The following is a 22,627-nucleotide window of genomic DNA, read 5'->3' on the forward strand; positions in this document are numbered from 1 at the left end:
ACAACTCACCACACGATCGGAGAGCCGCTTGCGACTCCGAGCCCCTGCTCGGCGACCTGGTGCTTGAGCCGCCATTCCGGGCCGTGCTTCACCCATCGCGACTTCCGGTTCATCTTCCGGTTGCACTGCGCGTGAATCAGGCGACCTGGCGGGCGTGACTTGTCCGCCTCGATATGGTCGGCGTGCAGTGATTCGCCGTCGAAGTTCTTGGTTCCGTCGCGGAACATTGGGCGCCCGCAGTATTCGCACTCACTGCCGTCTATGTGGTTGTACAGCAGGTTGCGGCGCGGCACCATGTGGCGATGCCAGCCATATCCGCGCTCGTTGGTGGACTTCACTGGCTGCTCACCTCCGGAAAATGGCATGAAAAAACCCCGCCAGCCCGAAGGCCGCGGGGCATTCATATCTCTAGATAGAACTCGCTTATGCGTAAGCATACACCATGGCGTGACACTTCGGTCTACTTAAGACGTTCCTGCACGTCAGGCCACCAATAGCACTGGCTATCAGCAAAGCGCCTATGCCGAATCAGTCGCCGCTGTTTCCACTTGCGCACTCGATTGGCGCTGACCTTGTGCCCCTCGCGCGCTGCACGCTCGGTCACTTGTGACGCGTCCAGCCAGTTCGATGCGTACCCCTTTGGCACCTCGCGGTTCCACCTGCGATACAAGCTAAGCTCCAGCGTCTTGATGTCCTCGACGACCTGCTCCGGGTCATCACAGTCAGCGATGCACTCCGAGATGTCAGCCAGCCACCGACAGCAAGCGGCTGCGCCCTGCCTGCGCTTAGCGGCGGGCAGCATGCCGCTAGCCGCCCTGTCCACCACGTCGATGACCTCATCAGTCAGGTCTATCCACTCATCCAGCGGAACAAGCGGGCACGGCGCTGGCCTGCCAACAGTGGTTGACCTCACGCCAGTCTGGCTGGTGCGTGCTGCATGCAGCGGCGCGTCACGCAGGTCGCCCTGCATCTCGTCGAGCCACGTTGCCAGGCGAAGCAGCACCGGGCTCACATCTGCATGCTGGTCTGCCCTACCCATCGCTTCCAACCTTGACCACAGTCAGGGGGAGGAATAGGGCCATGCCTAGATGCGCCAGCGCGCATTCGCTGCCGACCTTCAACCAGCGGTTGTTGTTGACTAGCTGCGCTGCTCTAATGTGGTCATTTTCGACGATGGTGCCTATCGGTAGTGCCTTCAGTTCTTCCACTGTTTCGATTTGCCGCGGCAGAGCTTTTGTATCTGGAGCGTGGAACGTTAGCTCGTTGAGGGGTGGGTAAAACCAATCAGATCCATATTCGCGGTCTTTGGCATCGATCATTGCGGCCCGAACATCCCCTTCTTTATCTGCATGGGCTGATATGACCAGCACCCGCCCATGCTCCGGGTGTGTTGCTTGTGCGCCGAATAGTTGTTCCGGATGGTATGGCAGCATCGCGGTGATTTTGTTCCGTAGGTCGCCAGCGGGCAGTGCTTCGGCGATTTGGCGTAAAAGTTTGGTGGACAGTTCAGGCATCGGTATCTCCAATAGTTCGGTATCCGCTTGCACGGTAGGCAAGCCGGAGGATTACGTCATTTGGCAAGGGTTCGGGATATTTGTTCACCTTCGCTTTCCGCTTCACTTCGACTGTGCCGTCTGGGTGGACTACCCAGTGTCCACAGGCCCAGTTCGCGCCACCGCTTGGTGTGCTTCTGTCTCCGATGTCACTGAAGCTGATGTCGGGCGTGGTGACGTAGATGAAGCGGTGGCAGACGTTGCGCCACGGTGCTGTCTTGTGCCATGTCTCCCGCTTCGCATCTGCCTTACTCACTTTGATTTCCAGGGCTGTGCGCTGCCCGCCATCAAACATCAGCGCGTCAATGCGGCGTCTGTAGATGTTCGCTAGGTCGGGTTGCTCACGGTGCCACATGTCATTGATAGTCAGCTCCGGAACAACAGCGAGGCGCGGGTGCTTATGGCGGATAGCGTCGAGGATTTGGGAGGCTGTGCTCATTGCTTGCTCTCGTCCCCCTGCAGCTACCCCAGTTTCTGTTCGAGGTCTTTCTGTCGTGTAATCAGGCTCAAGCATCGCTAACACCTGCCTGTTTTTTTGTGTTCTGCGAGTTTCTTACGCGCGGCTTGCTGCAACGCAGCTCGTGCTTCAAACAGTTTTTGTTCTGCACGACTGACGTTTTGTTCGAGGCGCTTTAGCTCCGGGTCATCAAACCTGCGTAGCGAATAGTCGGGTTGGTGTGTGAGTAGTTTGTTCACCTTGTGCAAATCGTGTTCGCTAAGCATTGTTATCCTCCTTGTGCTTTTCCCAGCGTGCGTGTGCTTGGCGCGCGGCATCCAGGGCGCTGGGGTGTGCTGCCATGTGTGCTTCGATCATGGTGAGTGCCGCTTCGAGTAGGGGGCGGCGGTGGAGGATTTCATCGCCTTCTGCTTCCGGCCAACCGGTGTCCTGCGCGATGAGGGTGCGGAGTTCGGCGGGGGTGCCGTTCCAGCATCCGATGTTGATGTTCCAGCCGTCGCGCTCTGGCGTGACGATGATTTGGCGCGGGTGGAGGCCGGTGATTTGGAGGATGTCTCCCGCTTGGGTGTTGTGCATGTTCGCGCCAACCAGGCTCGCGCCGGTTAGGTTCGCGTGGCTCAGGTCGGCGTAGCTCAGGTCCGCGTGGCCCAGGTTCGCGTGGCTCAGGTCGGCGTAGCTCAGGTCTGCGCCGCGCAGGTTCCCACCAGCCAGGTTCGCGTGGCTCAGGTTCGCGTCGGTCAGGTCCGCGTGGACCAGGTTCGCGTCGTACAGGTTCGCGTCGTACAGGTTCGCGTCGTACAGGTTCGCGTCGAACAGGTCTGAGTAGCTCAGGTCTACGTAGCTTAGGTCTGTGCCGTGCAGGTCTGCGTGGCGCAGGTTCTCGCCGATCAGGTTCGGGTATTCGCCTTTGGTTCGCTTGGCACTCACAAGTTCGATGACATGCTGACGGTCCATTTCAGTGGTCATTCCCTGCCTCCTTCGATGATGGTGAATTGTGTGCGGCGGGTAAGCGCTTGTCGTTCTGCGGTTTTTCGGTCGTGCTCAAGGTCAACTCTCGCGTGATCCATAGCGCGCTCTAGGTCATCGACCATGCAGTTCATGCACGCAATCCGGTAATCGTCGGTCATTCCTCCCCCTTTAAAATGCGGGCGATATGTTCGGCCATTGTGTCACCATGTCCCCGTAACCGGCCTTATTTTTGCCGTTGAGCCACTTTTGGGCGCTACTGCACCACACGTATACCCCAACAGGTTCTAACGGCTCTGCGGTGCGTTTGTGGGCGTTTATCGCAACGACTTGAGAATCGTCCACGAAGCACGACCCCGTGAGCGCATCGAGCACGGCACGGGTGAGCTTGTCGACGTCTGGTCGCTTCACGTGCCACGGCGTCGGCATGCGCATGCTCATCGCCTTAGGGCGGGGCATGACGAATTCAAGCTCAACGACCACTGGACCGATGAGTTCTCCATCCTGGGCGTGGGCAGCGGCGGCAGCGGCAACCCGTTCCCGCCATGGGGCGAGGTGTTTCGACACTTCGACGAGCACCACCCGGCCTTTGCGGACGAATCCGCGCTTGGAGCCTTGGGGGCGCGGGATGCCTTCGACAAAAAATTGCAATGAAAACCTCCATGCAAAATGGGCGCGCCTAAAACGCGCACAAAGTTTGGTTCATAATTCGTGGGTCTGTGGCGCAATGGCGAATGAGCCTTTGCGGGAAGTTACCGGTTCGGGCCCGGCGGCGTAGCCCCGGTTACAGCAGACGCGTGGGAAGCGAAAGAGATTGAGCGGCTGCGGGGTTTATTACTGGTTGACTTACTGTCTTTATGGTGCACCCGTGCACCCTTGCAAAGGTGCACCCATGCACCCTTGAAGGTGGCACCCATGCACCCTTGCTGTGTGGTCGAAAGGTGCACCCGTGCACCCTTGCGGGCGGTAAAACAGGTCATGTTTTGATGTTCAATCGCCACACGACCGGGGCGCGCCCACCGCCTCTCGCGGCGGTTAATTCTTGATTCCCGCGCTTAATAAACTCACGTTCTTCAAGAACTTTCAACGCCCTTTTTACCGTGCTTTTGTTCACTCCAAGACGGTCAGCCATAAACACAGCCGACGGCCACGCCTGCTGACTGCCGCCGTGCTCCCTTGCCTTATCGGCTAGGAAATACAGCACAGCCCTCTCTGTCGGTGTGACCCCATCAACCTCATCACTCACCCACGCGACGGCACGAATGCTCACTAAATATCGCCCTCCCGCGGGTTAGGTAGATGATTGATTAGATTGGTGTTGTGTGCATATCTTTCGAATGCAGCCGCGCCGCAGCCTGCCTTGCATCGCCCTTGACTCCGACGAGCAGGTATTGATGCACTCGCGTCGGCTTTCTGGATGTGCCAAGCAGCTTCCAGCCTGTGAGGTACTTGCGCCCCACTGGGTCGAGGACGACCATGTCGGCGAGCATGCCGAAGCCTGCATCGCTCATCGCCTGCCACCACATCGCAGGAAGTCCCGCATAGAGGCCATCCCTGCCTCTGGCATCTGAGATGACCACACCGATGTAGCGATTCTCGGCGAGCGCGCCATAGCTGGCCGCGGCAATCTCATTGACCGCCTGGCGATACTGGGCAAGCGTCATGGCTGACATATCATCCGACTGGTCTGAGTACCGCTCAAGCCGCCAATATGGCGGACAGGTAAACACTGCATCGACACCGGACATATGACCCACTCGACCATCCCCGACGCGCCACATGTCGCCATATGCTGAGTTGGCCGCAACTTGCTCGCTACGCACGTCGACTCCGACATAGCGCCGCCTCATCGCACTGGCGACGAGCCCACGTGTGACTCCCCCACAGCAGGGGTCGAAGACCAAGTCGCCTGATGCCGTCCACCATCGATAAAAAACCTCAGCTAGCGTAGGGTCAAACCGACTGACGCCATCACCGATGGACATAATGCCGCCACTAGCGTTGCATGCCACATCCCGCCCGTCAGCATCGTCCGGGAGCTGCTCGCGCCACCACTGAGTGCGTTTGCGCCACTCACCCTTACGTCTATCTAGGACGCTGAATGGCGGCTGAATGTAGTGTCCTACAATGCTCGGCTGCATAGGGTCATCGACGTGCACGGCGCGCCAACTCCTCCCCGAGGGTGTCACCGTAGTAATGGTCCTCCCACTCGACGATGCGTGGCCAGAATGATGAGCCATGCAGTGTCGCAGTACCCAGCGCGTGGACACGGATGTCACTCAATGACAGACGGCCACCAAGGGACTGTCGGTATGCCGCATGGATGGGCAGACCTTCCGAGTCCAGGTATGCAAAAACTGTCATATCTGGCCAGTCGATGATGGGTCGGCACGTCTTGGCGGTCATGACCCCATGTACGCGGGCTGACATTGCCCGCTGTCTCGACTCGGCAGCTCGAATCCCCGTAATCGTGCGACCAGTATTCGAGCCGGCAAGATAATCGACACTAACCCCCGGAAAGCCCGGCTCGCCGCGCATGATGGGCAGGTCAACTGCAATCTCCTGGTAGGCGACGTGCGGATGCATTTCCAGGAACGCATCTCTCACGGCTAGGGTGCCTGGCATCTCTAACCCGCTGACCCGCACCCATCGAATCGGAATCTTAGGGTCAACGCTTGCGGTCAGGTGGGCAGTTGTGACAGAGTCCTTGCCCCACGACACAGATACAGTCGCATCTCCGTCAGAGAGGAACTCTTCAATCCTCTTCCTCGCCATCGCGGCACGTTTTGCAGGGTCGTCGTGAAAGGCCTTGAAGAGCCGTGACCGCTGCCGCCAGACGTGCTGATCTAGGTCGGCAAAACTTCGCATTGCGTCCTCTCTGTCGGGTGCCAGTAGGGTGCGCGGGTGCGCATCATCCGTCCAGACGTTGACGGCATAGGCCGCTGCTGCCACATGCCTGGCAGCGCATCAGAGACTTCCCAGCGCGTTACATGTCCGAATCCATTTCGATGACGAGCCCCTAGATGAGTGATGATGCCGAGTAGTTCTCGGAGCAGGTCGAGGTCAGTCACCTCCGCGTAGTAGTCCACATGGGCAGCGTGCGTTGTGCCGATGGTGACATTCCGGGCCTTGAGCTGCCCGAGTCCGTGATGATGCTCCCTGACGGTGGTGAATGCGGCCATAGGTCCGGTCGCTGGCCTGCGACGTATTTCGGTCGCGCCGTAGTGGCCCGGGGTGTAGATAGCGTCCGAGACGCACCAGCCCCAGTAGTCACCGCGCTGCCAGGTCTCAAATGGCAGGTCAAAGTCGGGACACCCCTCTGGCGTTATGTCTGTAAGTGGAAGGTTATCGCGCACTGACTTTTGCCAGAAGGCCCAAGATGTCGGGCCATCTAGCGGACTAAGTTCGCCGATGATTGGCGTGTCGAGGTGGGCGCGGATACGGTGGCTGCTCATTTGGTCAACTCTTCGATGAGGTTTCTGATGTCCATCGCTCGATCTGTGACGTGCTCGGTCCACCGCCGCAGCTTTGCGTTAGCGTCTGCGTGGTCAATGCCGTCGATGGTGGCCGCGCCATAGCCTTGGGCAGTCTTAGCGCCAAGGGTCACCTTGCCCTCTGGGGCCCATAGTGCAAGTGCGGCACCTAGGGTGACATCATGTGCGTCGGTGGCGGCCGGTGTGAGCGACAGGGTGCCGTGCAGCTTCGCGCCAGTGATGAGCACCTGTGTATCCCAAATCATTTGTGCGGTACTCATCTCGCCGTCAACGGTGGCGAGGTAGCGGGCCGCAGGCCCAGCCCCCTGGTCGTGGCGGGTGCCGAACTCTTCACCGCGGAATGCGGCTGCCTGCCGGTCCGTATGCAGACTCTCTGGCAGTCGCCAGCTGTTTTCCCGACAGACCAGAATCATGTCGCTGGCCCGCAAGGTTCCGGTGACAATGTCTGATGCGGCGGCGTAGCCGAGCATGCTCAGCATCGGCAGGGTCTGCTCAATGCGGCGCATCATCTCAAGGTTGGTGCGGGACCCAGTCGATGTCACCGACCCGCCGGTCCACAGTAGGTCGACTGCAGTTTTGGAGAGTGAGCCCGGCTCAATTCCGACATTCTCGACCAGATGCCATGCGAGGGCGTCTCGGAGTCCGTGGCGGATGCTTGCTGCAGAGAGGAAGGGGGTGCGGGCTACGGTGCCGTCCGGCAGGACGCTGTCCTGAGTGCGCAGCAGGCTAGTGTTTCCAGAGGTGCCCGCCCCGTGATGGAAGGGGCTGGCCAGTGTGGCCGTCAGTCGAATCTCGGTGTGTGGCTGTGGGGTGATGGTAGTCATTAGAATCCTGGCTTTCCTAGATCGGCGACAACGGCCTGTGTGGCCTTTTTTGATTTGCGGTTATCGCGGTCGAGTCGGGCAAGCATGACGATGTAGGGCATTGTCTGGCTGACGTGGCTCGACCAGGCTTGGAAGTCCTGGCTGATAATGTCGGTCGCTCGCTTTGCGGTGTCGACCGCGCTGGGCTTGATGGTGTGAATTTGCAGCTTCCGGCAGGCGATGGATAGCGCTTGTGGTGCATTGTCCGCTCCGGCTGCGGCGGTTTCGATAGCGGTTGCAGCCCGTTCGTTCCAGAAGTCGATGAGGCTGGGGCTAGCGTCGGTCAGACTGTCGCGCAGCGCGAAGATAAGGCCGACGGTCGCGCTGTCGAGCTGGTCAGTCGTTGGGGTAGGCATTGGTGTCCTCCATGATTGGTTTTGTGATGCACCACAGTGCGAGCTGTGTGATTGGTGCAGACTGGTAGGGGGCGAGCGTGGCGGCCAGGTGTCGCCACCGACTGAGCTCGTCATGAGTTTTGAAGTTTCCAGGCATTCCGGCGGTGATGTTGTCGGCATGGACTCCCATGCGGCGTAGTGCGAGGGTCGTGAAAAACACCTCGTGCCACACGCTGCTCGTGGATGTGATGTCCTGGTCCTCCATGCGCACTGTCCATGCCCGGTCGCCAATGTTGGTCCTGGCGTAGGGAAGTGCGTGCTTCTGCCCGCTCACTGCGACGCAGACCGTCCACTCGCCCATTGGGGGCTTCATGAGAGTGTCGATGACTGGCCGAGTGTTGGCTCGGTTTGTCAGGCAGAGTCCAGGTGCTCGATGGGCGGCCTTCTCATGCGAATCTGGCAGATGTTCGCCAGGTGCGCAGACCCAAGTCCACATTCGCGGTGACTCTTTGCCTTTCCCTGAGCAGCACCACAGTGCGGCCTGCCCGACACGGCCCGACCCAGAGTTCCATAGGGATTGGTCGGTGAAATTGTCGCCGAGTGCTTTCTTGGCGTCAGCCGTAACGGCCTCCTGGTCGCCGGTGATGCAGCAGACTGCTGGGCGCTCCTGTAGCAGCTTTGCCTTCGCTCCAGGGACTGGCTTTTTGCCAGCTGCCTGCCAGATGAGTCTCTGCGCTGATGTCACGTTTCCTCCTTTTGTGTGATGAGCAGTCCGCATCCGTAGGCTTTTCCTCTACCGACGCCGTTAGCTTTCAGGGTGTGGAGGCGTGCAGCGTCCTTGACGGTTGCCATGCCCAGGTACATCACCCGCAGGTGTGTCGTGCGGCGGGCATGGTAGCGCCCTGTGGCTGTCGACATGCTGGTGGTGTCGATGGTGTGGAGGTCGAGGATTTCACCCATGCGACGCTCTAGCCATTCGTTCCACCTTTCTGGCGGCAAGGGTTTGCGTTTGCCACGTTTGCCGCGTTCGAATTTCTGGAATGTGGGGTTTCCGATGAGGGCGAATGTGATTTCGTCACCGTCTGCATGCTGCGGGATTTCGGTGGTGAATGAGCTTTTGATGAGGTCGTCATGTGCAAGCCAGTCAATGGGGCGCCCATGCTGGATGACGATGGTGTCAGGCTGCGGTTGTGCCCACAGTCCGCGCTCTCCGAGGAAGGTGTAGATGATGGCGTGGGCGTGGTGCGCGTCCCTGAATTGCCGCGCTGCGCCCCTGTGCAATCTGATGGTCGTGATGTGCATTAGAACGGCGGCTGGTCCTCGTCCGGGAATGGCTGCGCCTTAGGGGTGCTGCCCCAGGCGTTGGTTGCTTGCTGGTGGCCTTGCGCTTGCCAGCCGCCCTGACCCTGGCCTTGTGGGGTAAAGTCGGGGGCGAGGTCTACGCGGTCGGCCACAACATCGACAGATAGACGTTGCTGCCCGTCATCTGTTGTCCACGGCCTGACCTGCAGCCTGCCTACAACTGTGACTAGCTGACCTTTGGTGAGCTGCCTGGCCAGGTTCTGCGCGTCCCTATCCCACGCAGTGACACGCACCCAACTGGTGAATAGCGTCTCCCATTCGCCCTGCTGGTTCTTGCGGCGCTCGTCCTGCGCAATGCTGAACGTGACCAGCTCTTTACCATTGGGGTTTACGCGGGCTTCAGCGTCTTTGCCGAGCCTGCCACTGAATACCAGTATGTTGGCGGGTTTCACTATGCCCACCCTTCGCTGCGCGCCTTGCGGTTAGCTGCATCGCGGATAGCGTCAATCTCGACCGCAGGCATATCGTCAGGCCGCGCCCATCCCATTACTTCGGTCAGCTCATCCATTGTGGACACGGACTCGATGGCAGCAAGCGACTCTGTGGCGAACTCGGACATGGCCTGAGCTGGCTCATCCTGCTGCTGTGCTGGCTGCTGCTTCTGCGCCAGGGCTTCACGCACTGCACCCATGCCGTGGTCGGTGCGTGTCGCGGTCGCCTTAATCCGTTCGAGCTGCAGTTCCTCCGTGGAGTACGCGATGCCAGATAGGACGTGTGGCGCGATTTTGCGGGCAGCTTCCATCGCAGCCTTGGCATACAGCATCTGCTGCGGAATCGTTTTGTACAGCTTGTTGGAGAGGTATCCAGCCTTGGTGGCGCGTTCAATATCCCACGACGCGATTTCGTGGTTGCCGCGTGGTGCCGTGATTTTCACGGTGACGCACTGGTCTGACGTTTCCAGTGTCTCCACCACATAGCCCTGCTTGATGAGCAGCGCCATCGCGGTGCGTGTCTCGATGCCAGGCTTGCCGTTGATGACCATGACCTGCTGCAGGGATTGAGTGGCGTTTAGGCCAAGCTCAGCGCCGTATAGGATGGCGGCTGCACCGTCAGCGGGCTTGCCCTTGAAGTGCTTCGGCACCATCTCGGTGGCGCACATCGCTTCGGCGATTTGCATGGCGTTGCGCATAGCGTTGGCCTGCATCTGCAGGTTCTGCAGGGCTTGCGTGCCGACAGTTTGCGGCGCGCTAGGTGGTGTCGCTGGCGCATCGCTGTGGTCGATATTGGCCGGTAGGTTACTCATTGTGCCCTCCTCGAGGCATAAAAAATGCGCCCTCATGGCGCGTCAGATTGGGTTGATGTTGCTGCGACTAGGTGATGTCGCGGAAGCGGTAGGAGTCGTCGCCTATTGCAGCGGCATATATGTCCGGGTACTTTTGCTTGAATAGCTTGCCGCTGAAGGCGGTTTTCGTCTCCATGCAGTCCGCGTCCTGCAGCAGGTGGCGGTACTGCTTTAGGCCGTCATCCTTATCAAATCGCGTCTTGGAGAAGCGGCCCTTGACTGGCGACATGAACGCCTTGCCGCCCACGGTGACCTTTCGGCCTGCCGCCCACTCTTCGAGCCTCTTTTCCTCGCTGGCGACCATCTCGTTGACTTGAGCCTGCTTGCGCCTCAGGGTGAGGTAGCTGGCGAGCCTGCCATCATCTTCCTCGAGGTCAACGTCGTCGTCGAAGCTCACTAAGAGCTTGCGCTGTCGGTTGATTTCGTCGAGCAGGTCAGCGGGCGGCATTGGCGGCTCATGCTCGCCCAGTGATTTCACAAATTCGGCGATGTGGTCGACAGTGCCGTCCCATAGCTCCTGGTCATGCTGCACCTCATGGACTTCAGGGAGCGTCGACCAGAGTTGTGCCACGACGTAGCCGGTATGAATGCCGCTGATTGCAGCTTGTGCCATCGCCTGCCCGGCGACATGCGCCGGCAGTTCACCGCTACCCCACGCTTCCTTCGAGTCTGACGTTTTGCACTCGATGAAAAGGTAGCGACCTTGTGCCTTAGTGCGCTTGCGATTCAGTGCACGCCGGTCGAGTGTCGCTAGGTTTGGGAACGGCAGCGATTCGTCCGTGTAGGCCACCTCGCCGGGCGATAGCTGCCACATCTCACCCGTGTCTAGCAGGCGTTTTTCTTGCCAGAATTCGGCTAGTGACCGCTCAGCGCAGTGACCCCAGATGAAGCGGTCTTGCATATCGTCGACCGGCTCCGGCTCAGCCAGGCCGGACATTTCCATCCATGTTTCGCCCGCTGTTTTCCACGGCGACAGGCCGAGGATTGCGGGCACCTTTGACGCGGTGACTACGCGCAGCCATTCTGAACTGCCCGGTCGTGGTGGGTTATTGACTACCTTGTTTGGCATTCCTTAGCCCTTACCTTCCTTGCTGATAGCCCTCACGTCGGCAAGAATCTCTTCGAGCCGCCTGATTAGGTCGTCACGCTTCACCGGAGCGCGGCGCTTAGCTCTCTCCAGCCTGCGCAGCCGTCTTTCCAGCTTGTGCACATTGGTAGATAGCGCGAATGTATGCGACTTGTCCTTTAAGTAGAACTCATGCTGTAGGTCGACATCTGACCGAAGGCGCCTGATGGACCGCTCTATGGCGTCCATGTCGATGCGAGCTTTTCGCACCTCAAAGCAGAGAGCTGCGAAAACTGCGGATGTCACGACGGTGGCAACTGCCAGTGCAATGGTCGACGTGATGCTCACTTCACGCCCTCCCACTTTCCGACCTCGCGCCGGACAACCTCGCACGGAATGCCTGCGTCCAGGTTGCGCTGCACGATGAATTTTGCGTGACCCTTAGATGGGCAGGTCACATAGCGATGTGTGCCCGTGTAATGGGCGCCGTATTCGTACTTAGTCATTCTTGGTTCTTTCGCTTGCCGTCGGGCTTTGATGTCTCATGCCGTTGCCCTTTCGAGTAGTTGTGTGATTGCGTGGCGGAAGGTTTCAGCCATCTTCGACCCATTCCCCGTCTTGTAGTCGTGTTTTGCGGTGGCATTCTGACCATGTGATCGCCGGGCTATCTTCGTCTGCCCAGTAGTCGCCGGTGGGTTTCCAGTCCCCGTCCCCGTTGTGGGCTTCTTGCCGGTAAACTGTCATGGCATCAGTTCCTTTTGCCGCAGGCGTATTACTTCGGCCAGCAAGGCGGGGGCGAGTGCAGCCACTTCAAGGTCTCCGGGTTGATACGACGACCCGGAACCGATCGGGGTTAGACTTAAGCACATCTGCCCCGCCCCGTCGTAGATGTAGGTCATGTCAATATCGTATAAGTCACTGATGCTAAACCACGGCCCCGGTGTGATGCGTTGCTGCAGTTCTTTGAGCTGGTCAAGTGGTGGCAGGTCACTCATATTCATCTCCCTCGCACAGGTATTCGTCCATATCCTCCGGGCGGTCGATGCCGCATACTTCCTGCCAGTCGGTCGCGTAGTCACCCGGGGCGTAGTCGCGCGCGAAGTCGTCGTCGAGCCGTGGCTCTTTAGGGTGCATGGTGCAACTCCTCCCCTGCATTGCGCAGCCGCTTCTCGATCGTGGCGACCGGCATGCAGTAGGCGTCGGCGAGCCTGTGCAGCGCAGCGTTGGTGCTGCCGAGGATGTGCTTCATGTGCTTAAATTCATGCCGCACTGCCTGATTATCTTCTGGCAACGTCGGAAACGGTCGCTTCTGGTCAGGCGTCACGGCCAAAATGCGTCGGTGAGTGTGCAGGCTAGGGTAGTTTTCCGAGCGCCGCCAGCGGCTAATCAGGCTGGCGTCAAACCCGGCCATCTGCGCAATCCAGGCCATGTTTTTACCAGCGGCGCGTAACTGGTCGATGTGCGCTAGCGCCTGGACCCGAAGGCGCTCTTTAGTTTCGGCGGTGGCGGCCACGGCGCTGCCCCTCCTTATCTAGCCTCAGGTTGGATAGGAATTCCCGATGCTCACGCATGCCGCGCACGTCGGACAGCAGTTGCCAGCCGAAGGCGATTACCAGGACGGTGACAGTCAAAAATAAAATGACATCTAGCATTTTTGCTCCTTCACAATTTCTTCAATTTCCAGTGGCGCGCGCCCGAACAGGGTGGCGCAGTGTCCGATGGCTCCGGCGCGACTTAGTCGACTGCACTGCAGTCTGAACGCCCAGCGAATCCGGTCGCGCTTAAGAGCTTCGCTAAAGGAGGTCATGACGCCGCCTTTCTGTTCCTCTTTCGACCTGGGTCGACAATCTCTCGCACCTCATCGACAGGCCGCGAAAACGCATCGGCGAGCCGCCTTGCCGCATCGTCAAAGTTGCCGAACATGTACCGCATGAACGGGTATTCTTGCTTGATTTTCGCTACCTCAATTTCGGGGCCGAATTCGTCCAGGTCGTCGAGGCTGACTGCTAGCACTTTTGCGGCGACGGGGATGGATGGCGTGACCTTGCCCCTCTGCCATAGCCTGATTGTCGCCCTGGTAACCTTGGTGACCTTGGCGACAAGCTCAATCGACAGCCCCGCGTCGAGCAGTTCGTCGATGCGCCCCAGTACCGCATCAGTCCTCAGCTCGCTGTCGCGCGGGACTGGCGTGCCGTCGATATTGATGTTCGGCTGAAAGTTGTCTAGGCCAACGCTCATAATCTTGACGGCGGCCTCTGCGCCCGGCACTTCAAACCCGTAGGCGAAGTTGCTGACCGAGGTGTGGCCCATCTTTGCGAGCTTGCCAATCTCGACAAACGTCACCCCACGGTCTCGCAACTGCTGGATGTGCTCCTGCGTGGCGAGCTGGCGCATGCGGGCAATGTACTCTCGTGTGTCGCTCATAGCAGCCCCACGATGAGATTCACTGCGACGATGGAGGCGAGCAGCACGAGCAGCGCCATCATCGCGCCGAAGAATGCCACGTCTGCCGGGCTGTCTTGGTGAGCTAGTTCATCTAGGTCTAGGTCTTGCAGTCCAGCCAGTAGCGCCAGGGCGAGCGGGTCATCTTTGTCTGGCTTCATCGTTCACCCCTTGCTGCCGACTCGAACTCGGCTAGGTCGTCTCTGTGCACGCGCTTGACGCCGCCAAGGTTGCTGCAGCGCAGCTGTCCTCTGGCCATAAGTCGGTACACATGTCTTTCTGTTGTCTCCCACCTCTCGGCCACCATGGCGGCGGTGAGGTAGGTGTTAGTCTTGGTTTGCGGCATTTTCCTTAGTCCTTGCTGCAACTGCCCCGGCTAGTCCGTCACGACTTGCCGGGGTTTCGTGTTGGCTGACCACACCAGGTGCCGGGGGTGGCACGGCGGTCTTGCCGATGACAATCCACCCCAGATGGGAAGGTGCGCCCGGCGCGGTCAGCAGAGCCTGCGGCCGGAATCGAACCGGCAACCTTCGCGTTAGGAGCGCGATGCTCTATCCATTGAGCTACGCAGGCGTGCGTGCTTGTGTTCTTCCGTGCGCTCGTTCCCACTGAGTGCAAATCAGGTGTAGGGGCGTCATGGCGTATCTGTGCACCAACGCTCGACCCCCGTATCTTCCACACGGCAAGCTATGAACTTTTCAAAAATCAGTGTCAAGCCCCGCGTGCTCGGGCTGACGTCGTGACCAGGGGCGCGTTGCACTGCCCCGGCGGCTTAAACCGACCTGGTCTAAACGTCACATGAAACGTCACACCGCCGTTCCGGCCTATACCTAGGTATGGGCCAAAACATGGCTGTGACAAAAGGTGTGACGATTTATTTAGGCTGCTGGAAGCTCTGGGTCAATCCGCTTGAGTCCAAGCTTCTTGCGAATGAAGTCCACGCCAGACGGCTGAACGCGCGTCGTGTATGAGCAGCCAGTAGTTCCGTCGCTGCGCTCATACTCGTGAGCTTTGACGGTGAAGTGCTTCATGTACTGCTGGTATGGCGTATTGCGCATATGGCCCTTGGAAATGAGTACACCTACGTTGCGCAGTTCTGCGAACAGCTTGTTTTGCGACTTGCCAAGCATCTTCGCCACATTGCCAACGCTGTAGGTGCCGTCTGTTTCTAGGAAGCTGTCGTAAGCGTCCGCCTTCGGCTCGAGCTCCTTGTTCTTCTGCTCGAGCTCCAGGCGCTCAGTTTCGGCGTTCATCGCAATCTGAATCAGCTCAAGGCGTGTCAATTCGTTTCCGTCGATGCGCGGCTGGCGCGCGCGGCGTTCGCACTCAAGGAAGTACTGGCGCGCTTGCTTGCCCTTGTCGGTGCGCTGAATCATGGAAATCTCTTTCGCCATGTCCAGGCTGATGATGTGGTTCACGGTTGGTCGGCCACGTCCATTTGATTCGGAATTTCGAATAAAGTCTTGACCCTCCGAAAAGCCGTACTCTTCCATTCGGCCAAGCCACTCTGTGTAATTGGACTTCACTTCCAAAAACTCGTGCAGGTCGCGGCCTAGGACAGCCTGCGCACCGTCATTGTCCTGGATTGGAATTAGGTCAGACATGCTGTAACCCCTATCTTGATAACTGTTTATTTGCCTGGCGTTCTCCCGCCGGGCATTTTTATGCGCTCTTGCGGCCTGGCTCGGACTTGATGATGAGCATCGTCCCGTATGGCCGACCCGTAAGGAATTGAAGCTTCACCAGGTCAGGCGAATTTGGAACGGTTTGGCCGTGATACCACTTGCGCACCGTGTGGCTTGTGCGACCGAGCTTCTGGCCTACCTGCTCGAAGTTTTTCAGCCCATGCTGCTCACGAAGCTGGTCAATGACAGATGGATCTAGCTTGACGGACACTGTGCCCCCTTTCGACTCGCTTACATCATTTTGATGCGGTGATATCATCTTGACGCACTTTATAGAATTACGCAAGTCGCCACGCTGTAACCACCCATTTCCCCAGCGTGTGGGGCACGTCATCTTGACGCAGCGCGTGCGACAGCGTACGGTTATAGCCATGAGACACACTCACCTCGAATGGCTAGAACGGGTCGCTAAAGGCGACTCAAACCGACAGATTGCAGACGCCGCCGGAGTGTCAGACGCGACGCTAGGGCGGCAAGTTAGGGCGGGCGAACTCAAGCCGGAAATGATTATCAAAATTGCCGAAGCTTACGAAGAGTCACCAGCCATAGCCCTTGTTGACCTTGGCTTCATGAGCGCACGATGGATTACCGAGCCTGGCGTCACTACAGCCCTTAGTCGCGCCACCGACGAACAGCTCACCGATGAATTACTGCGCCGCCTGAAACTACTCGATACTGCGCCAGTCGACGAGCTTGCCGAACGCCGTTCGAGCACTGCCGCGACGCTGTCTGAGCCGTCTGATATGCCTTTTGGTGTCGTCGCAGATAGCAGTCCGGAAGAGGACTGGGATGGAGCGGAATTTGATTGATTGACCTAGACCACCTGGCCGTGCAGCTCGGCGTGACAGTCGTCGAGCATGACGGCGGCACCAAGGGGTATTACGACCACAGCGCGCGGACTATCTCGCTTAGACGCGACCTGCTCGACGTGCCCCGGCGCTGCACGCTGGCACACGAGCTGGGCCATGCCGTCCACGGCGACACACTCACCGGCATCACACATCTCGATAGGGCGATGGAGCGGCGCGCCGACCGCTTCGCCGCCAACCTGCTCATCGACCCCGCCGCCTACCGCGCCGCCGAAGCGCAGTGCTCACACCCTGGCCATATCGCCCGTGAGCTAGGCGTCACGCTGCACCTGCTCGAGGTGTGGCAGACCATGCACCAAAGGATTAAGGAACATGAATATCAACACTCGTAAAGCAACTGCAGGCACTCTCGCCCTGGTGGCCGCCGCGCTACTGACCGGCTGCAGCACTGACGATGGCCGTATGAGCGAATCTGAAGCGGTCGTAGCGTGCCAGAAGCACCTGGCGGACAGTAGCGGCGGTAAGTACTCCATTTCGGATTTCAAGACGGTCAGCCCTGGAAATATCCGCGAGATTAATGTCTCTGGTGTCATGAAATACGACATCAAGGGCAAGACTAAAGATGGGCGCACCTATGGCTGCGTTGTCGAACCTAAGGACGATGGCACCGCCGAAGTTAAGGGCAGCTTTGCATTGAAATAAAAATAAGCCCCCACCTGCCGCGTTGAGGAACGGCAAGCGGGGGCTTAATGGCAGCGCATGAGGGAATGCATGCGCTAGCAGGAATGACCAGACAGGTATCGAACGCTGGCAATAAGGAGCGTATCAATGGGTGTCCAAAAACGCATAAGGGGCGGCAAGACACGATGGGTGGCGCGCTATCGCGACCCGGGCGGCAAAGAGCGTTCTAAGACTTTTGACCGCGAGAAAGACGGCAAGACCTGGCTAGCGCAGCAGTTGGCGGCGATGGAGGGCGGCACATGGCAAGACCCAGCCAACACGAAGGTGACCGTGGGGCAACTATTCGACAATTGGGTCGCGTCAGAATTTCGTACCGCAAACACGTATAAGACCTACCTATACACCCGGCGCACGATGCTAGAGCCTCTAGCCCATCTTCCCGCATCGTCAGTCACTGCCGTACAGGTCAGGCAATGGTATGACCGCATGCGAGCTGGTCGAGACTGGATAAGCGGCCAAGATGAAGGGGTGTCACACTCGACGGCCGCAGCAAGCTTGTCGCACCTGCGTAACGCCTTTGCCTATGGCGTTGAGATTGGCATCGTGCCGCGCAATCCGGTTCGCTCTACACCGCCGCGTCGCGTCGGAGTCCGGGTGGAGATTCCGACCAAGGCAGAAGTCGAGCGGGTCATTTACGACGTACGGCATGGCGGATACGAGTATCCCGTTGTGCGCGATGGCAAGAAGGCCACATCGACCGCTAGACCAGCGCCTATCTATGCAGATTTGATGGAGGTTGGAAAGCTGTCCGGCATGCGGGCAAGTGAAGTCCTGGCGCTCGATGATGCCGACCTTGATTTCGCGGCGAAAGTCATCGAGGTGACAACGCAGGCAAACAGGAGTGGCGAGCGGGTTCAGCTTAAGACTCCGGCCGCACGTCGCGTTATCCCGATGGTGCCAGAGCTTGAGGAAGTTCTAGCCCGATATGCAGGCAGTGGCCGTCTGTTCAAGGCACGCACTGGCGGCGTGGTGTCCTACGCCGCACTGTCTCATGCAATCGCGATTGGGCGGCAGGAGCTTGACCATGTCAACTTTCACTCCCTGCGACACCACTTCGCGTCGCAGCTCCTAGCTAGCGGACTGCCGGTACAGGACGTCTCGGCGCTGCTAGGTCACGCCAGTCCGGCGGTGACACTCGGCGTGTACGCGCATGTCGTGGAGGGCGCGCAGGATAGGGCTAGGGACGCAATCGTCGCGACGCTGTCACGTGGGACAGCTGCGGGACGGGGTCATCTGCGAGCGGTGTAGAAACGTCATTTATGCAGGCTAAATGAGAGATCCGGCAGATTACACCGCATACCTCCGTGTATACCAAAGAATCCCGACCTGCCGGGGCCGGTACTATGAAAAGAACTGTAACGATTCTTGCGCCAGGAGGCCTGATGCTCACCGCATTCGTCATGATCAACGCCGACGCTGATTCCATCCCCGAAGCGGCCAGCGCCATCGTCGAAATCGAAGGGGTCACCGAGGTGTACTCCGTCACCGGCGACTGGGACCTCATCGCCATGGTGCGGGTGCGTGACCATGACAAACTCGCCGAAATCATCCCGAATCAGCTGTCCAAAGTGCCCGGTGTCGTCGGCACGCAAACGCAACTCGCATTCCGCGCCTACTCCAAGCACGACTTGGAAGCTGCCTTCTCCCTGGGGCTGGACTAAATAACTGAGATGACCAACCACACAGACGACGTTGTGGTGCTGGTAGACGATTCCGGCAATCCAACCGGAACGGCACCCCGCGCCACAGTTCACACCACTGATACCCCACTACACCTGGCGTTTTCCACCTTCCTATTCGGTCCAGACAACCGCCTACTCATGACTCGCCGCGCATTGTCGAAAGTCACCTGGCCCGGCGTCTGGACGAACTCCGCGTGTGGTCACCGTCGGCCGCAGGAATCCCCCGTGGACGCCGCCATGCGACGGCTTATTGACGAATTGGGCTGCGCACCAAGCGGCCTGAAAGTCGTAGTACCGGACTTCCGCTATCGAGCTGTGGACGCCTCTGGGATTGTGGAGAACGAATTCTGCCCCGTCATGGTTGGCCGTATTGATCCGGCGGCGCTGCGTCCAAATCCGGAGGAGATTGCGGAGCTCACCTGGCTGCCGTGGGAAACGGTAGTGCAGATCGCGGAAACCGCCCCAGAACTAATTAGTCCGTGGGCGGTTTCAGAGATTGCCGAAATTATTCAGCTGGGGATTCATCCGCTGGATCTGCTGGATTAGCAGCGTCTTCAGCGTCTTCTGCGGCTTTCCGGGTCTGCTTTGCGGCGCCATCTGGGCCGATTGGGAAATCGTTTGAGTACATTTTTCCTGGTCGGTCCGCTGGCAGCTCGCCGAGGAAGCGGCCTGCCTTCATGCCAGTGAACACGCACCCGCCGAGGAAGGTGCCCTCGAGGGCGCTGTTGCCGTGGACACCACCGCCGCCGAAGCCAGCGGCTTCACCGACCGCGAACAGTCCTGGGAACACCGAACCGTCTGCGCGCAACGCCCGGGAATGCAGGTCAGTTTGCACGCCGCCGAGAGTTTTCCGGGTGAGCATCCGCAGGCGGACCGCAATGAGCGGGCCGGTCGCTGGGTCCAAAATGCGCTGCGGTTTCGCCGTTCGCACCAGCTTATCGCCGAGGAATCGGCGCGCATTGTGGATGCTCTGTACCTGGGCGTCCTTCGTGAATGGGTTGGTGATCTGGCGGTCACGGGCATAAATCTGCTCCGCAATTTTCGCAGCATCCAGCTGCGGTGCATCCGGGCCGGCCAGCGCGTTCATGTCCTTGACTAGGTCAAAGATATTCTCCCGCTGAATCCAGTCTTCGCCCTTATCAATGAACTTTTGCACTGGCCCAGGGATACCGCCACCGGTGCGGGAGGCAACCTTTCGCCAGTCTTTATCCGTCAGGTCAGGGTTTTGCTCGGAGCCGGAGAACATGATCTCTTTTTCCGCGATTGGCTGGTTGAAGATGAACCAGCTGTAGCTGTGCCCCGTGGACAAAACACGCTGCAAGCTGCGGTTCGTGTCAGCCCCTGGGAAGTTTGGTGGCTCTAGGCGTTCGCCCGTGGCGTCAAACCACATGGCGCTTGGCCCCGGAATCAGCCGGATACCGTGATTCGGCCAGATGGAATCCCAGTTGGCCATGCCCTCGGTGTAGTGCCACATCCGAGACTTATTCACCACATTGGCGCCGGAGGCTTCCGCAATTTTCAGCCCAGAACCATCAACATAGGCTGGGACACCTGTCACGGCGTCGTCAGGCATCGGCCCGAACTTCTCCGTCGGCCAGTTTTCCCGTACCAAGTCGAGGTTGCCGCCGATACCGCCCGTGGCGATGACAACGTTCGGAGAGCGGATTTCAAAGTCAGACAGTTCCCGCTCGTTGGATTTCGCGCCGCGTCCCATATAGGCGCAATCTTCGAGCACTTTACCGCGGACGCCAACAACTTTGCCGTCCTCCTGGACAATCTCGTCAACTCGGTGGCGCCACGCCCACTGCACGCGGCCCAGCTTTTCTTGCTCCCGTAGCTGCTCTTCAAAGATTCGGACAATTTCCGGCCCAGTGCCCCACGCCAAGTGGAACCGTGGCACGGAGTTGCCATGCCCATCGGCGCGCCCGTCACCGCGTTCAGCCCATCCGACTGTGGGCACGACTCGCAGCCCCAGGCCGCGTAGATAGTCGCGCTTTTCGTAGGTCGCGAAGTTGATGTATTCGCGGGCCCACTTCTTGCCCCAGGCATCATTGTCACCTTCAGGGTCGAAGTCAGCGGAGCCGAGCCAGTCTTGCCACGCCAGTTCAGCGGAGTCACTGACGCCGAGGCGGCGCTGCTCTGGGGAATCAACCAGGAAGAGACCGCCAAGGGACCAGAAAGCCTGGCCACCCAAGTTCGGCGAATCTTCTCGGTCAAGAATCATTACGCGACGACCTGCTTTGGCCGCTTCATATGCCGTCACCAGTCCGGACAGACCTGAGCCGATGATGATCGCATCTGGTTTGAAGATGGATTCAGAGACGCTCGTCATGATTGCTCCTTCACTAGCATCGCCTTTGATTTACTTACAAAACTAGCGATGCTTTCGGGTAGCCGAAGCGAAACTCCAAAAATGCACAAAATAGTTACAACTTGTATGCCGCCGTCACCAAGTGGACTATCGCCGACCCAATTGTCGGACTCGGCGCCGCAACACCGTTTGCGCCACGTCAATCCGCTCTGACTGCAGTAACGCTAGGAGCAGCGCGAAATACCACGTCCACAATCGGCGGTACACACGGTCGAATCCGAGGCCTGCGGCTTCGCGTTGGCGCGCTTCAAACAATCCCTGCCACTGCTCAATGGTCTGCACGTAGTGCCCAGGAAATGACGCCTCTTCACAGACCCGCAAGCCAGTGTGCTTATCGGCAGCCTGCCGAATCTCCTCAGCCGTTGGCAGCCACAATTTCGGCCACAAATAGGCCCGCAACGTGTCGAGAGCCCAACCAGCTTCCGAATCGAATCCGGCAGTTGCCCGCAGGTTCTGCATCACAATGACGCCATCTTCTGCCAGCAACCGGTCCGCCGCGTGGAGGTACCGCACCAGGCCACCGCGCCCTAAGGTTTCCACACGTTCGACCGAAAATATGCAATCAAACATGCCAGAAAATTCCCGAGGATTGGGAATAGCAGTGGGCGTTTCGACGATACGAATTGCCCCAAGCAGACCGGCTTCCTCAAAGCGCTCCGCCACAGCATCGGCTTCGTCTAGGTCAGAGGTCATGACGGTCACGCTGGCGCCGCGCTCAGCTGCCCGGATCGCTAGTTCCCCACCCGACGATGGCCATTCCAGTACTCGGTCACCCGCTCGCACCTGCGCTGAATCAAGCATCCGATCGATACGACGGGCTTGAGCATCAACTAGGTCTGCACGATCAATCGGATCCGGGGCAGCAATATCAACGAGATCGATGACGTTGGACTGTGGGATACCGCGACGTCCCGCGCCGGGCACAAATGATTCCACTGGCGTGCGCACGGTGGTTCGCACTCCGGTGGCGAATAATGCGGAGGCTGCGGTGAGTTTATCGCCGGTATACAACGCTACGAGGTCACTTGGTAGTTGTCCGCCGTCCCCATCGCCTTGGTGCTGCGTCAATAGCCCATGGGAGCCGGCGAGTTTGCGCCATTGCCGAGTAACCGGTGAATCCAACCCAGCCGTAAGCAACGCAGTGATGGTCTCGGTGAGGTCTGCGCTGGTCCATTCTTTGGCCAAGAAACTCTCCAGCAGTCCGACCCAGCCAAACTCGGCGATCCGGGCGTATGTCGCGGAGTCGGAGATAGTCAGAGCGTGGTCGTTGAGAGCGCCGTGGTGTTCGGCTAACTTAGCTATCCGGCGGCGCATCAAAATGGTGCGCATCCCTACGGCATGACTTGCTGTCGAAGGGATAGCCGCAACACCTGGCCATAACTCAGCATCGACATGCGGAACCATGGGTTCATGCTTCATAAAAGTTGCCCCCTAGCTCCTCGTCATTTGGGTCACCCCTTTGAGGATACCGACCGAACTACCTGCACCTTGGTAGCCTAGTTCTGTGTGTTGCACCCTA

39 protein-coding genes and 1 tRNA gene are annotated in these 22,627 nt (G+C 59.0%); 6 read left to right on the plus strand and 34 right to left on the minus strand.

What is annotated here, in order from left to right:
* Positions 1-5: 5 nt before the first annotated feature.
* From A3EC_RS11420 to A3EC_RS0105240, 32 genes are all read right to left on the minus strand, one after another.
* Positions 6-365, minus strand: coding sequence for a hypothetical protein (locus tag A3EC_RS11420; RefSeq protein WP_156812824.1), 360 nt, complete (start codon positions 363-365; stop codon positions 6-8).
* 95 nt (positions 366-460) lie between these two features.
* Complete coding sequence (locus A3EC_RS0105085; protein ID WP_018024097.1) at positions 461-1,039, minus strand: hypothetical protein; 579 nt, start codon at positions 1,037-1,039, stop codon at positions 461-463.
* The gene (locus A3EC_RS0105090) at positions 1,032-1,514 is read right to left on the minus strand and encodes a hypothetical protein (protein WP_018024098.1); all 483 of its coding nucleotides are present in this window, start codon (positions 1,512-1,514) and stop codon (positions 1,032-1,034) included. Before A3EC_RS0105090 ends, A3EC_RS0105085 begins: the two co-directional genes overlap by 8 nt.
* Positions 1,507-1,992 carry a hypothetical protein gene (locus tag A3EC_RS0105095; RefSeq protein WP_018024099.1) on the minus strand — a complete coding sequence of 162 codons (486 nt, stop codon included), beginning with the start codon at positions 1,990-1,992 and terminating at the stop codon, positions 1,507-1,509. Before A3EC_RS0105095 ends, A3EC_RS0105090 begins: the two co-directional genes overlap by 8 nt.
* A gap of 77 nt (positions 1,993-2,069) precedes the next feature.
* Positions 2,070-2,276: a hypothetical protein gene (locus A3EC_RS0105100; protein WP_018024100.1), complete on the minus strand. Its 207-nt coding sequence runs from the start codon at positions 2,274-2,276 to the stop codon at positions 2,070-2,072.
* Positions 2,269-2,976 (minus strand): pentapeptide repeat-containing protein, encoded by a 708-nt coding sequence (locus tag A3EC_RS12425; RefSeq protein ID WP_018024101.1) that lies wholly within the window; start codon positions 2,974-2,976, stop codon positions 2,269-2,271. Before A3EC_RS12425 ends, A3EC_RS0105100 begins: the two co-directional genes overlap by 8 nt.
* Entirely contained in the window at positions 2,973-3,137 is a 165-nt protein-coding gene (locus A3EC_RS12885) for a hypothetical protein (RefSeq protein ID WP_018024102.1), read from the minus strand. The genes A3EC_RS12425 and A3EC_RS12885 overlap by 4 nt, the downstream gene beginning before the upstream one ends.
* 10 nt (positions 3,138-3,147) lie before the next feature.
* Positions 3,148-3,627, minus strand: coding sequence for a RusA family crossover junction endodeoxyribonuclease (locus tag A3EC_RS11430; RefSeq protein WP_018024103.1), 480 nt, complete (start codon positions 3,625-3,627; stop codon positions 3,148-3,150).
* A 325-nt stretch (positions 3,628-3,952) separates the two neighbouring features.
* A complete protein-coding gene (locus tag A3EC_RS0105120) occupies positions 3,953-4,246 on the minus strand; it encodes a helix-turn-helix domain-containing protein (protein WP_018024104.1) in 294 nt (97 codons plus the stop codon).
* 37 nt (positions 4,247-4,283) lie between these two features.
* Positions 4,284-4,640, minus strand: a complete 357-nt coding sequence (locus A3EC_RS12890; protein ID WP_156812825.1) for a hypothetical protein — start codon at positions 4,638-4,640, stop codon at positions 4,284-4,286.
* 481 nt (positions 4,641-5,121) lie between these two features.
* The gene (locus A3EC_RS0105130; RefSeq protein WP_018024106.1) at positions 5,122-5,844 is read right to left on the minus strand and encodes a phosphoadenosine phosphosulfate reductase domain-containing protein; all 723 of its coding nucleotides are present in this window, start codon (positions 5,842-5,844) and stop codon (positions 5,122-5,124) included.
* The gene (locus A3EC_RS0105135; protein WP_018024107.1) at positions 5,823-6,431 is read right to left on the minus strand and encodes a hypothetical protein; all 609 of its coding nucleotides are present in this window, start codon (positions 6,429-6,431) and stop codon (positions 5,823-5,825) included. The genes A3EC_RS0105130 and A3EC_RS0105135 overlap by 22 nt, the downstream gene beginning before the upstream one ends.
* Positions 6,428-7,294, minus strand: a complete 867-nt coding sequence (locus A3EC_RS0105140) for a hypothetical protein (protein ID WP_018024108.1) — start codon at positions 7,292-7,294, stop codon at positions 6,428-6,430. Before A3EC_RS0105140 ends, A3EC_RS0105135 begins: the two co-directional genes overlap by 4 nt.
* Complete coding sequence (locus A3EC_RS0105145; protein ID WP_018024109.1) at positions 7,294-7,689, minus strand: hypothetical protein; 396 nt, start codon at positions 7,687-7,689, stop codon at positions 7,294-7,296. The genes A3EC_RS0105140 and A3EC_RS0105145 overlap by 1 nt, the downstream gene beginning before the upstream one ends.
* Positions 7,670-8,413, minus strand: a complete 744-nt coding sequence (locus tag A3EC_RS0105150) for a hypothetical protein (protein ID WP_018024110.1) — start codon at positions 8,411-8,413, stop codon at positions 7,670-7,672. Before A3EC_RS0105150 ends, A3EC_RS0105145 begins: the two co-directional genes overlap by 20 nt.
* Positions 8,410-8,970 (minus strand): type I-E CRISPR-associated protein Cas6/Cse3/CasE, encoded by a 561-nt coding sequence (locus A3EC_RS12430; RefSeq protein WP_018024111.1) that lies wholly within the window; start codon positions 8,968-8,970, stop codon positions 8,410-8,412. The genes A3EC_RS0105150 and A3EC_RS12430 overlap by 4 nt, the downstream gene beginning before the upstream one ends.
* The gene (locus A3EC_RS11445) at positions 8,970-9,422 is read right to left on the minus strand and encodes a single-stranded DNA-binding protein (protein ID WP_018024112.1); all 453 of its coding nucleotides are present in this window, start codon (positions 9,420-9,422) and stop codon (positions 8,970-8,972) included. The genes A3EC_RS12430 and A3EC_RS11445 overlap by 1 nt, the downstream gene beginning before the upstream one ends.
* On the minus strand, positions 9,422-10,273 hold the full coding sequence (locus A3EC_RS0105165; RefSeq protein ID WP_018024113.1) for a hypothetical protein: 852 nt from the start codon (positions 10,271-10,273) through the stop codon (positions 9,422-9,424). Before A3EC_RS0105165 ends, A3EC_RS11445 begins: the two co-directional genes overlap by 1 nt.
* A gap of 67 nt (positions 10,274-10,340) precedes the next feature.
* Positions 10,341-11,381 carry a YqaJ viral recombinase family protein gene (locus A3EC_RS12435; RefSeq protein ID WP_018024114.1) on the minus strand — a complete coding sequence of 347 codons (1,041 nt, stop codon included), beginning with the start codon at positions 11,379-11,381 and terminating at the stop codon, positions 10,341-10,343.
* 3 nt (positions 11,382-11,384) lie between these two features.
* Entirely contained in the window at positions 11,385-11,726 is a 342-nt protein-coding gene (locus A3EC_RS0105175) for a hypothetical protein (protein ID WP_018024115.1), read from the minus strand.
* Positions 11,723-11,884 carry a hypothetical protein gene (locus tag A3EC_RS12895; RefSeq protein WP_018024116.1) on the minus strand — a complete coding sequence of 54 codons (162 nt, stop codon included), beginning with the start codon at positions 11,882-11,884 and terminating at the stop codon, positions 11,723-11,725. Before A3EC_RS12895 ends, A3EC_RS0105175 begins: the two co-directional genes overlap by 4 nt.
* 85 nt (positions 11,885-11,969) lie before the next feature.
* Positions 11,970-12,122 (minus strand): hypothetical protein, encoded by a 153-nt coding sequence (locus A3EC_RS12900; protein WP_018024117.1) that lies wholly within the window; start codon positions 12,120-12,122, stop codon positions 11,970-11,972.
* A complete protein-coding gene (locus A3EC_RS0105190) occupies positions 12,119-12,373 on the minus strand; it encodes a hypothetical protein (RefSeq protein ID WP_018024118.1) in 255 nt (84 codons plus the stop codon). The genes A3EC_RS12900 and A3EC_RS0105190 overlap by 4 nt, the downstream gene beginning before the upstream one ends.
* Positions 12,366-12,512 (minus strand): hypothetical protein, encoded by a 147-nt coding sequence (locus A3EC_RS12905; RefSeq protein WP_018024119.1) that lies wholly within the window; start codon positions 12,510-12,512, stop codon positions 12,366-12,368. The genes A3EC_RS0105190 and A3EC_RS12905 overlap by 8 nt, the downstream gene beginning before the upstream one ends.
* Positions 12,502-12,891 (minus strand): hypothetical protein, encoded by a 390-nt coding sequence (locus A3EC_RS0105200; RefSeq protein ID WP_018024120.1) that lies wholly within the window; start codon positions 12,889-12,891, stop codon positions 12,502-12,504. The genes A3EC_RS12905 and A3EC_RS0105200 overlap by 11 nt, the downstream gene beginning before the upstream one ends.
* Positions 12,869-13,030, minus strand: a complete 162-nt coding sequence (locus A3EC_RS12910) for a hypothetical protein (protein ID WP_018024121.1) — start codon at positions 13,028-13,030, stop codon at positions 12,869-12,871. The genes A3EC_RS0105200 and A3EC_RS12910 overlap by 23 nt, the downstream gene beginning before the upstream one ends.
* A 151-nt stretch (positions 13,031-13,181) precedes the next feature.
* Entirely contained in the window at positions 13,182-13,802 is a 621-nt protein-coding gene (locus A3EC_RS0105215) for a helix-turn-helix transcriptional regulator (RefSeq protein WP_018024123.1), read from the minus strand.
* Positions 13,799-13,981 carry a hypothetical protein gene (locus tag A3EC_RS0105220; RefSeq protein ID WP_018024124.1) on the minus strand — a complete coding sequence of 61 codons (183 nt, stop codon included), beginning with the start codon at positions 13,979-13,981 and terminating at the stop codon, positions 13,799-13,801. The genes A3EC_RS0105215 and A3EC_RS0105220 overlap by 4 nt, the downstream gene beginning before the upstream one ends.
* The gene (locus tag A3EC_RS13275) at positions 13,978-14,166 is read right to left on the minus strand and encodes a helix-turn-helix domain-containing protein (protein WP_018024125.1); all 189 of its coding nucleotides are present in this window, start codon (positions 14,164-14,166) and stop codon (positions 13,978-13,980) included. The genes A3EC_RS0105220 and A3EC_RS13275 overlap by 4 nt, the downstream gene beginning before the upstream one ends.
* A 154-nt stretch (positions 14,167-14,320) precedes the next feature.
* A tRNA-Arg gene (locus A3EC_RS0105230) sits at positions 14,321-14,393 on the minus strand.
* Positions 14,394-14,698: 305 nt separating this feature from the next.
* A complete protein-coding gene (locus A3EC_RS12720) occupies positions 14,699-15,424 on the minus strand; it encodes a phage antirepressor KilAC domain-containing protein (RefSeq protein WP_018024126.1) in 726 nt (241 codons plus the stop codon).
* 58 nt (positions 15,425-15,482) lie between these two features.
* A complete protein-coding gene (locus A3EC_RS0105240; RefSeq protein WP_018024127.1) occupies positions 15,483-15,716 on the minus strand; it encodes a helix-turn-helix domain-containing protein in 234 nt (77 codons plus the stop codon).
* Positions 15,717-15,876: 160 nt separating this feature from the next.
* Here A3EC_RS0105240 and A3EC_RS12440 point away from each other — a divergent pair, with 160 nt between their 5' ends.
* From A3EC_RS12440 to idi, 6 genes are all read left to right on the plus strand, one after another.
* Positions 15,877-16,314, plus strand: a complete 438-nt coding sequence (locus A3EC_RS12440) for a helix-turn-helix domain-containing protein (RefSeq protein ID WP_156812826.1) — start codon at positions 15,877-15,879, stop codon at positions 16,312-16,314.
* Complete coding sequence (locus A3EC_RS0105250) at positions 16,311-16,706, plus strand: ImmA/IrrE family metallo-endopeptidase (RefSeq protein WP_018024129.1); 396 nt, start codon at positions 16,311-16,313, stop codon at positions 16,704-16,706. Before A3EC_RS12440 ends, A3EC_RS0105250 begins: the two co-directional genes overlap by 4 nt.
* Positions 16,687-17,016 carry a hypothetical protein gene (locus A3EC_RS0105255; protein WP_018024130.1) on the plus strand — a complete coding sequence of 110 codons (330 nt, stop codon included), beginning with the start codon at positions 16,687-16,689 and terminating at the stop codon, positions 17,014-17,016. Before A3EC_RS0105250 ends, A3EC_RS0105255 begins: the two co-directional genes overlap by 20 nt.
* Positions 17,017-17,184: 168 nt before the next feature.
* Entirely contained in the window at positions 17,185-18,303 is a 1,119-nt protein-coding gene (locus A3EC_RS0105260; protein WP_169331392.1) for a tyrosine-type recombinase/integrase, read from the plus strand.
* 134 nt (positions 18,304-18,437) lie between these two features.
* A complete protein-coding gene (locus A3EC_RS0105265) occupies positions 18,438-18,716 on the plus strand; it encodes an Lrp/AsnC family transcriptional regulator (protein ID WP_018024132.1) in 279 nt (92 codons plus the stop codon).
* 9 nt (positions 18,717-18,725) lie between these two features.
* The gene (gene idi, locus A3EC_RS0105270; RefSeq protein WP_018024133.1) at positions 18,726-19,283 is read left to right on the plus strand and encodes an isopentenyl-diphosphate Delta-isomerase; all 558 of its coding nucleotides are present in this window, start codon (positions 18,726-18,728) and stop codon (positions 19,281-19,283) included.
* Here the strand turns inward: idi and A3EC_RS0105275 are convergent.
* Entirely contained in the window at positions 19,243-21,069 is a 1,827-nt protein-coding gene (locus tag A3EC_RS0105275; protein WP_018024134.1) for an FAD-binding dehydrogenase, read from the minus strand. The two genes, idi and A3EC_RS0105275, sit on opposite strands and share 41 nt — an antisense overlap.
* Positions 21,070-21,195: 126 nt before the next feature.
* Entirely contained in the window at positions 21,196-22,527 is a 1,332-nt protein-coding gene (locus tag A3EC_RS0105280) for a class I SAM-dependent methyltransferase (RefSeq protein WP_026162231.1), read from the minus strand.
* Positions 22,528-22,627 lie beyond the last annotated feature (100 nt).

The sequence above is a fragment of the Corynebacterium ulceribovis DSM 45146 genome (genome assembly GCF_000372445.1).
GTDB lineage: Bacteria > Actinomycetota > Actinomycetes > Mycobacteriales > Mycobacteriaceae > Corynebacterium > Corynebacterium ulceribovis.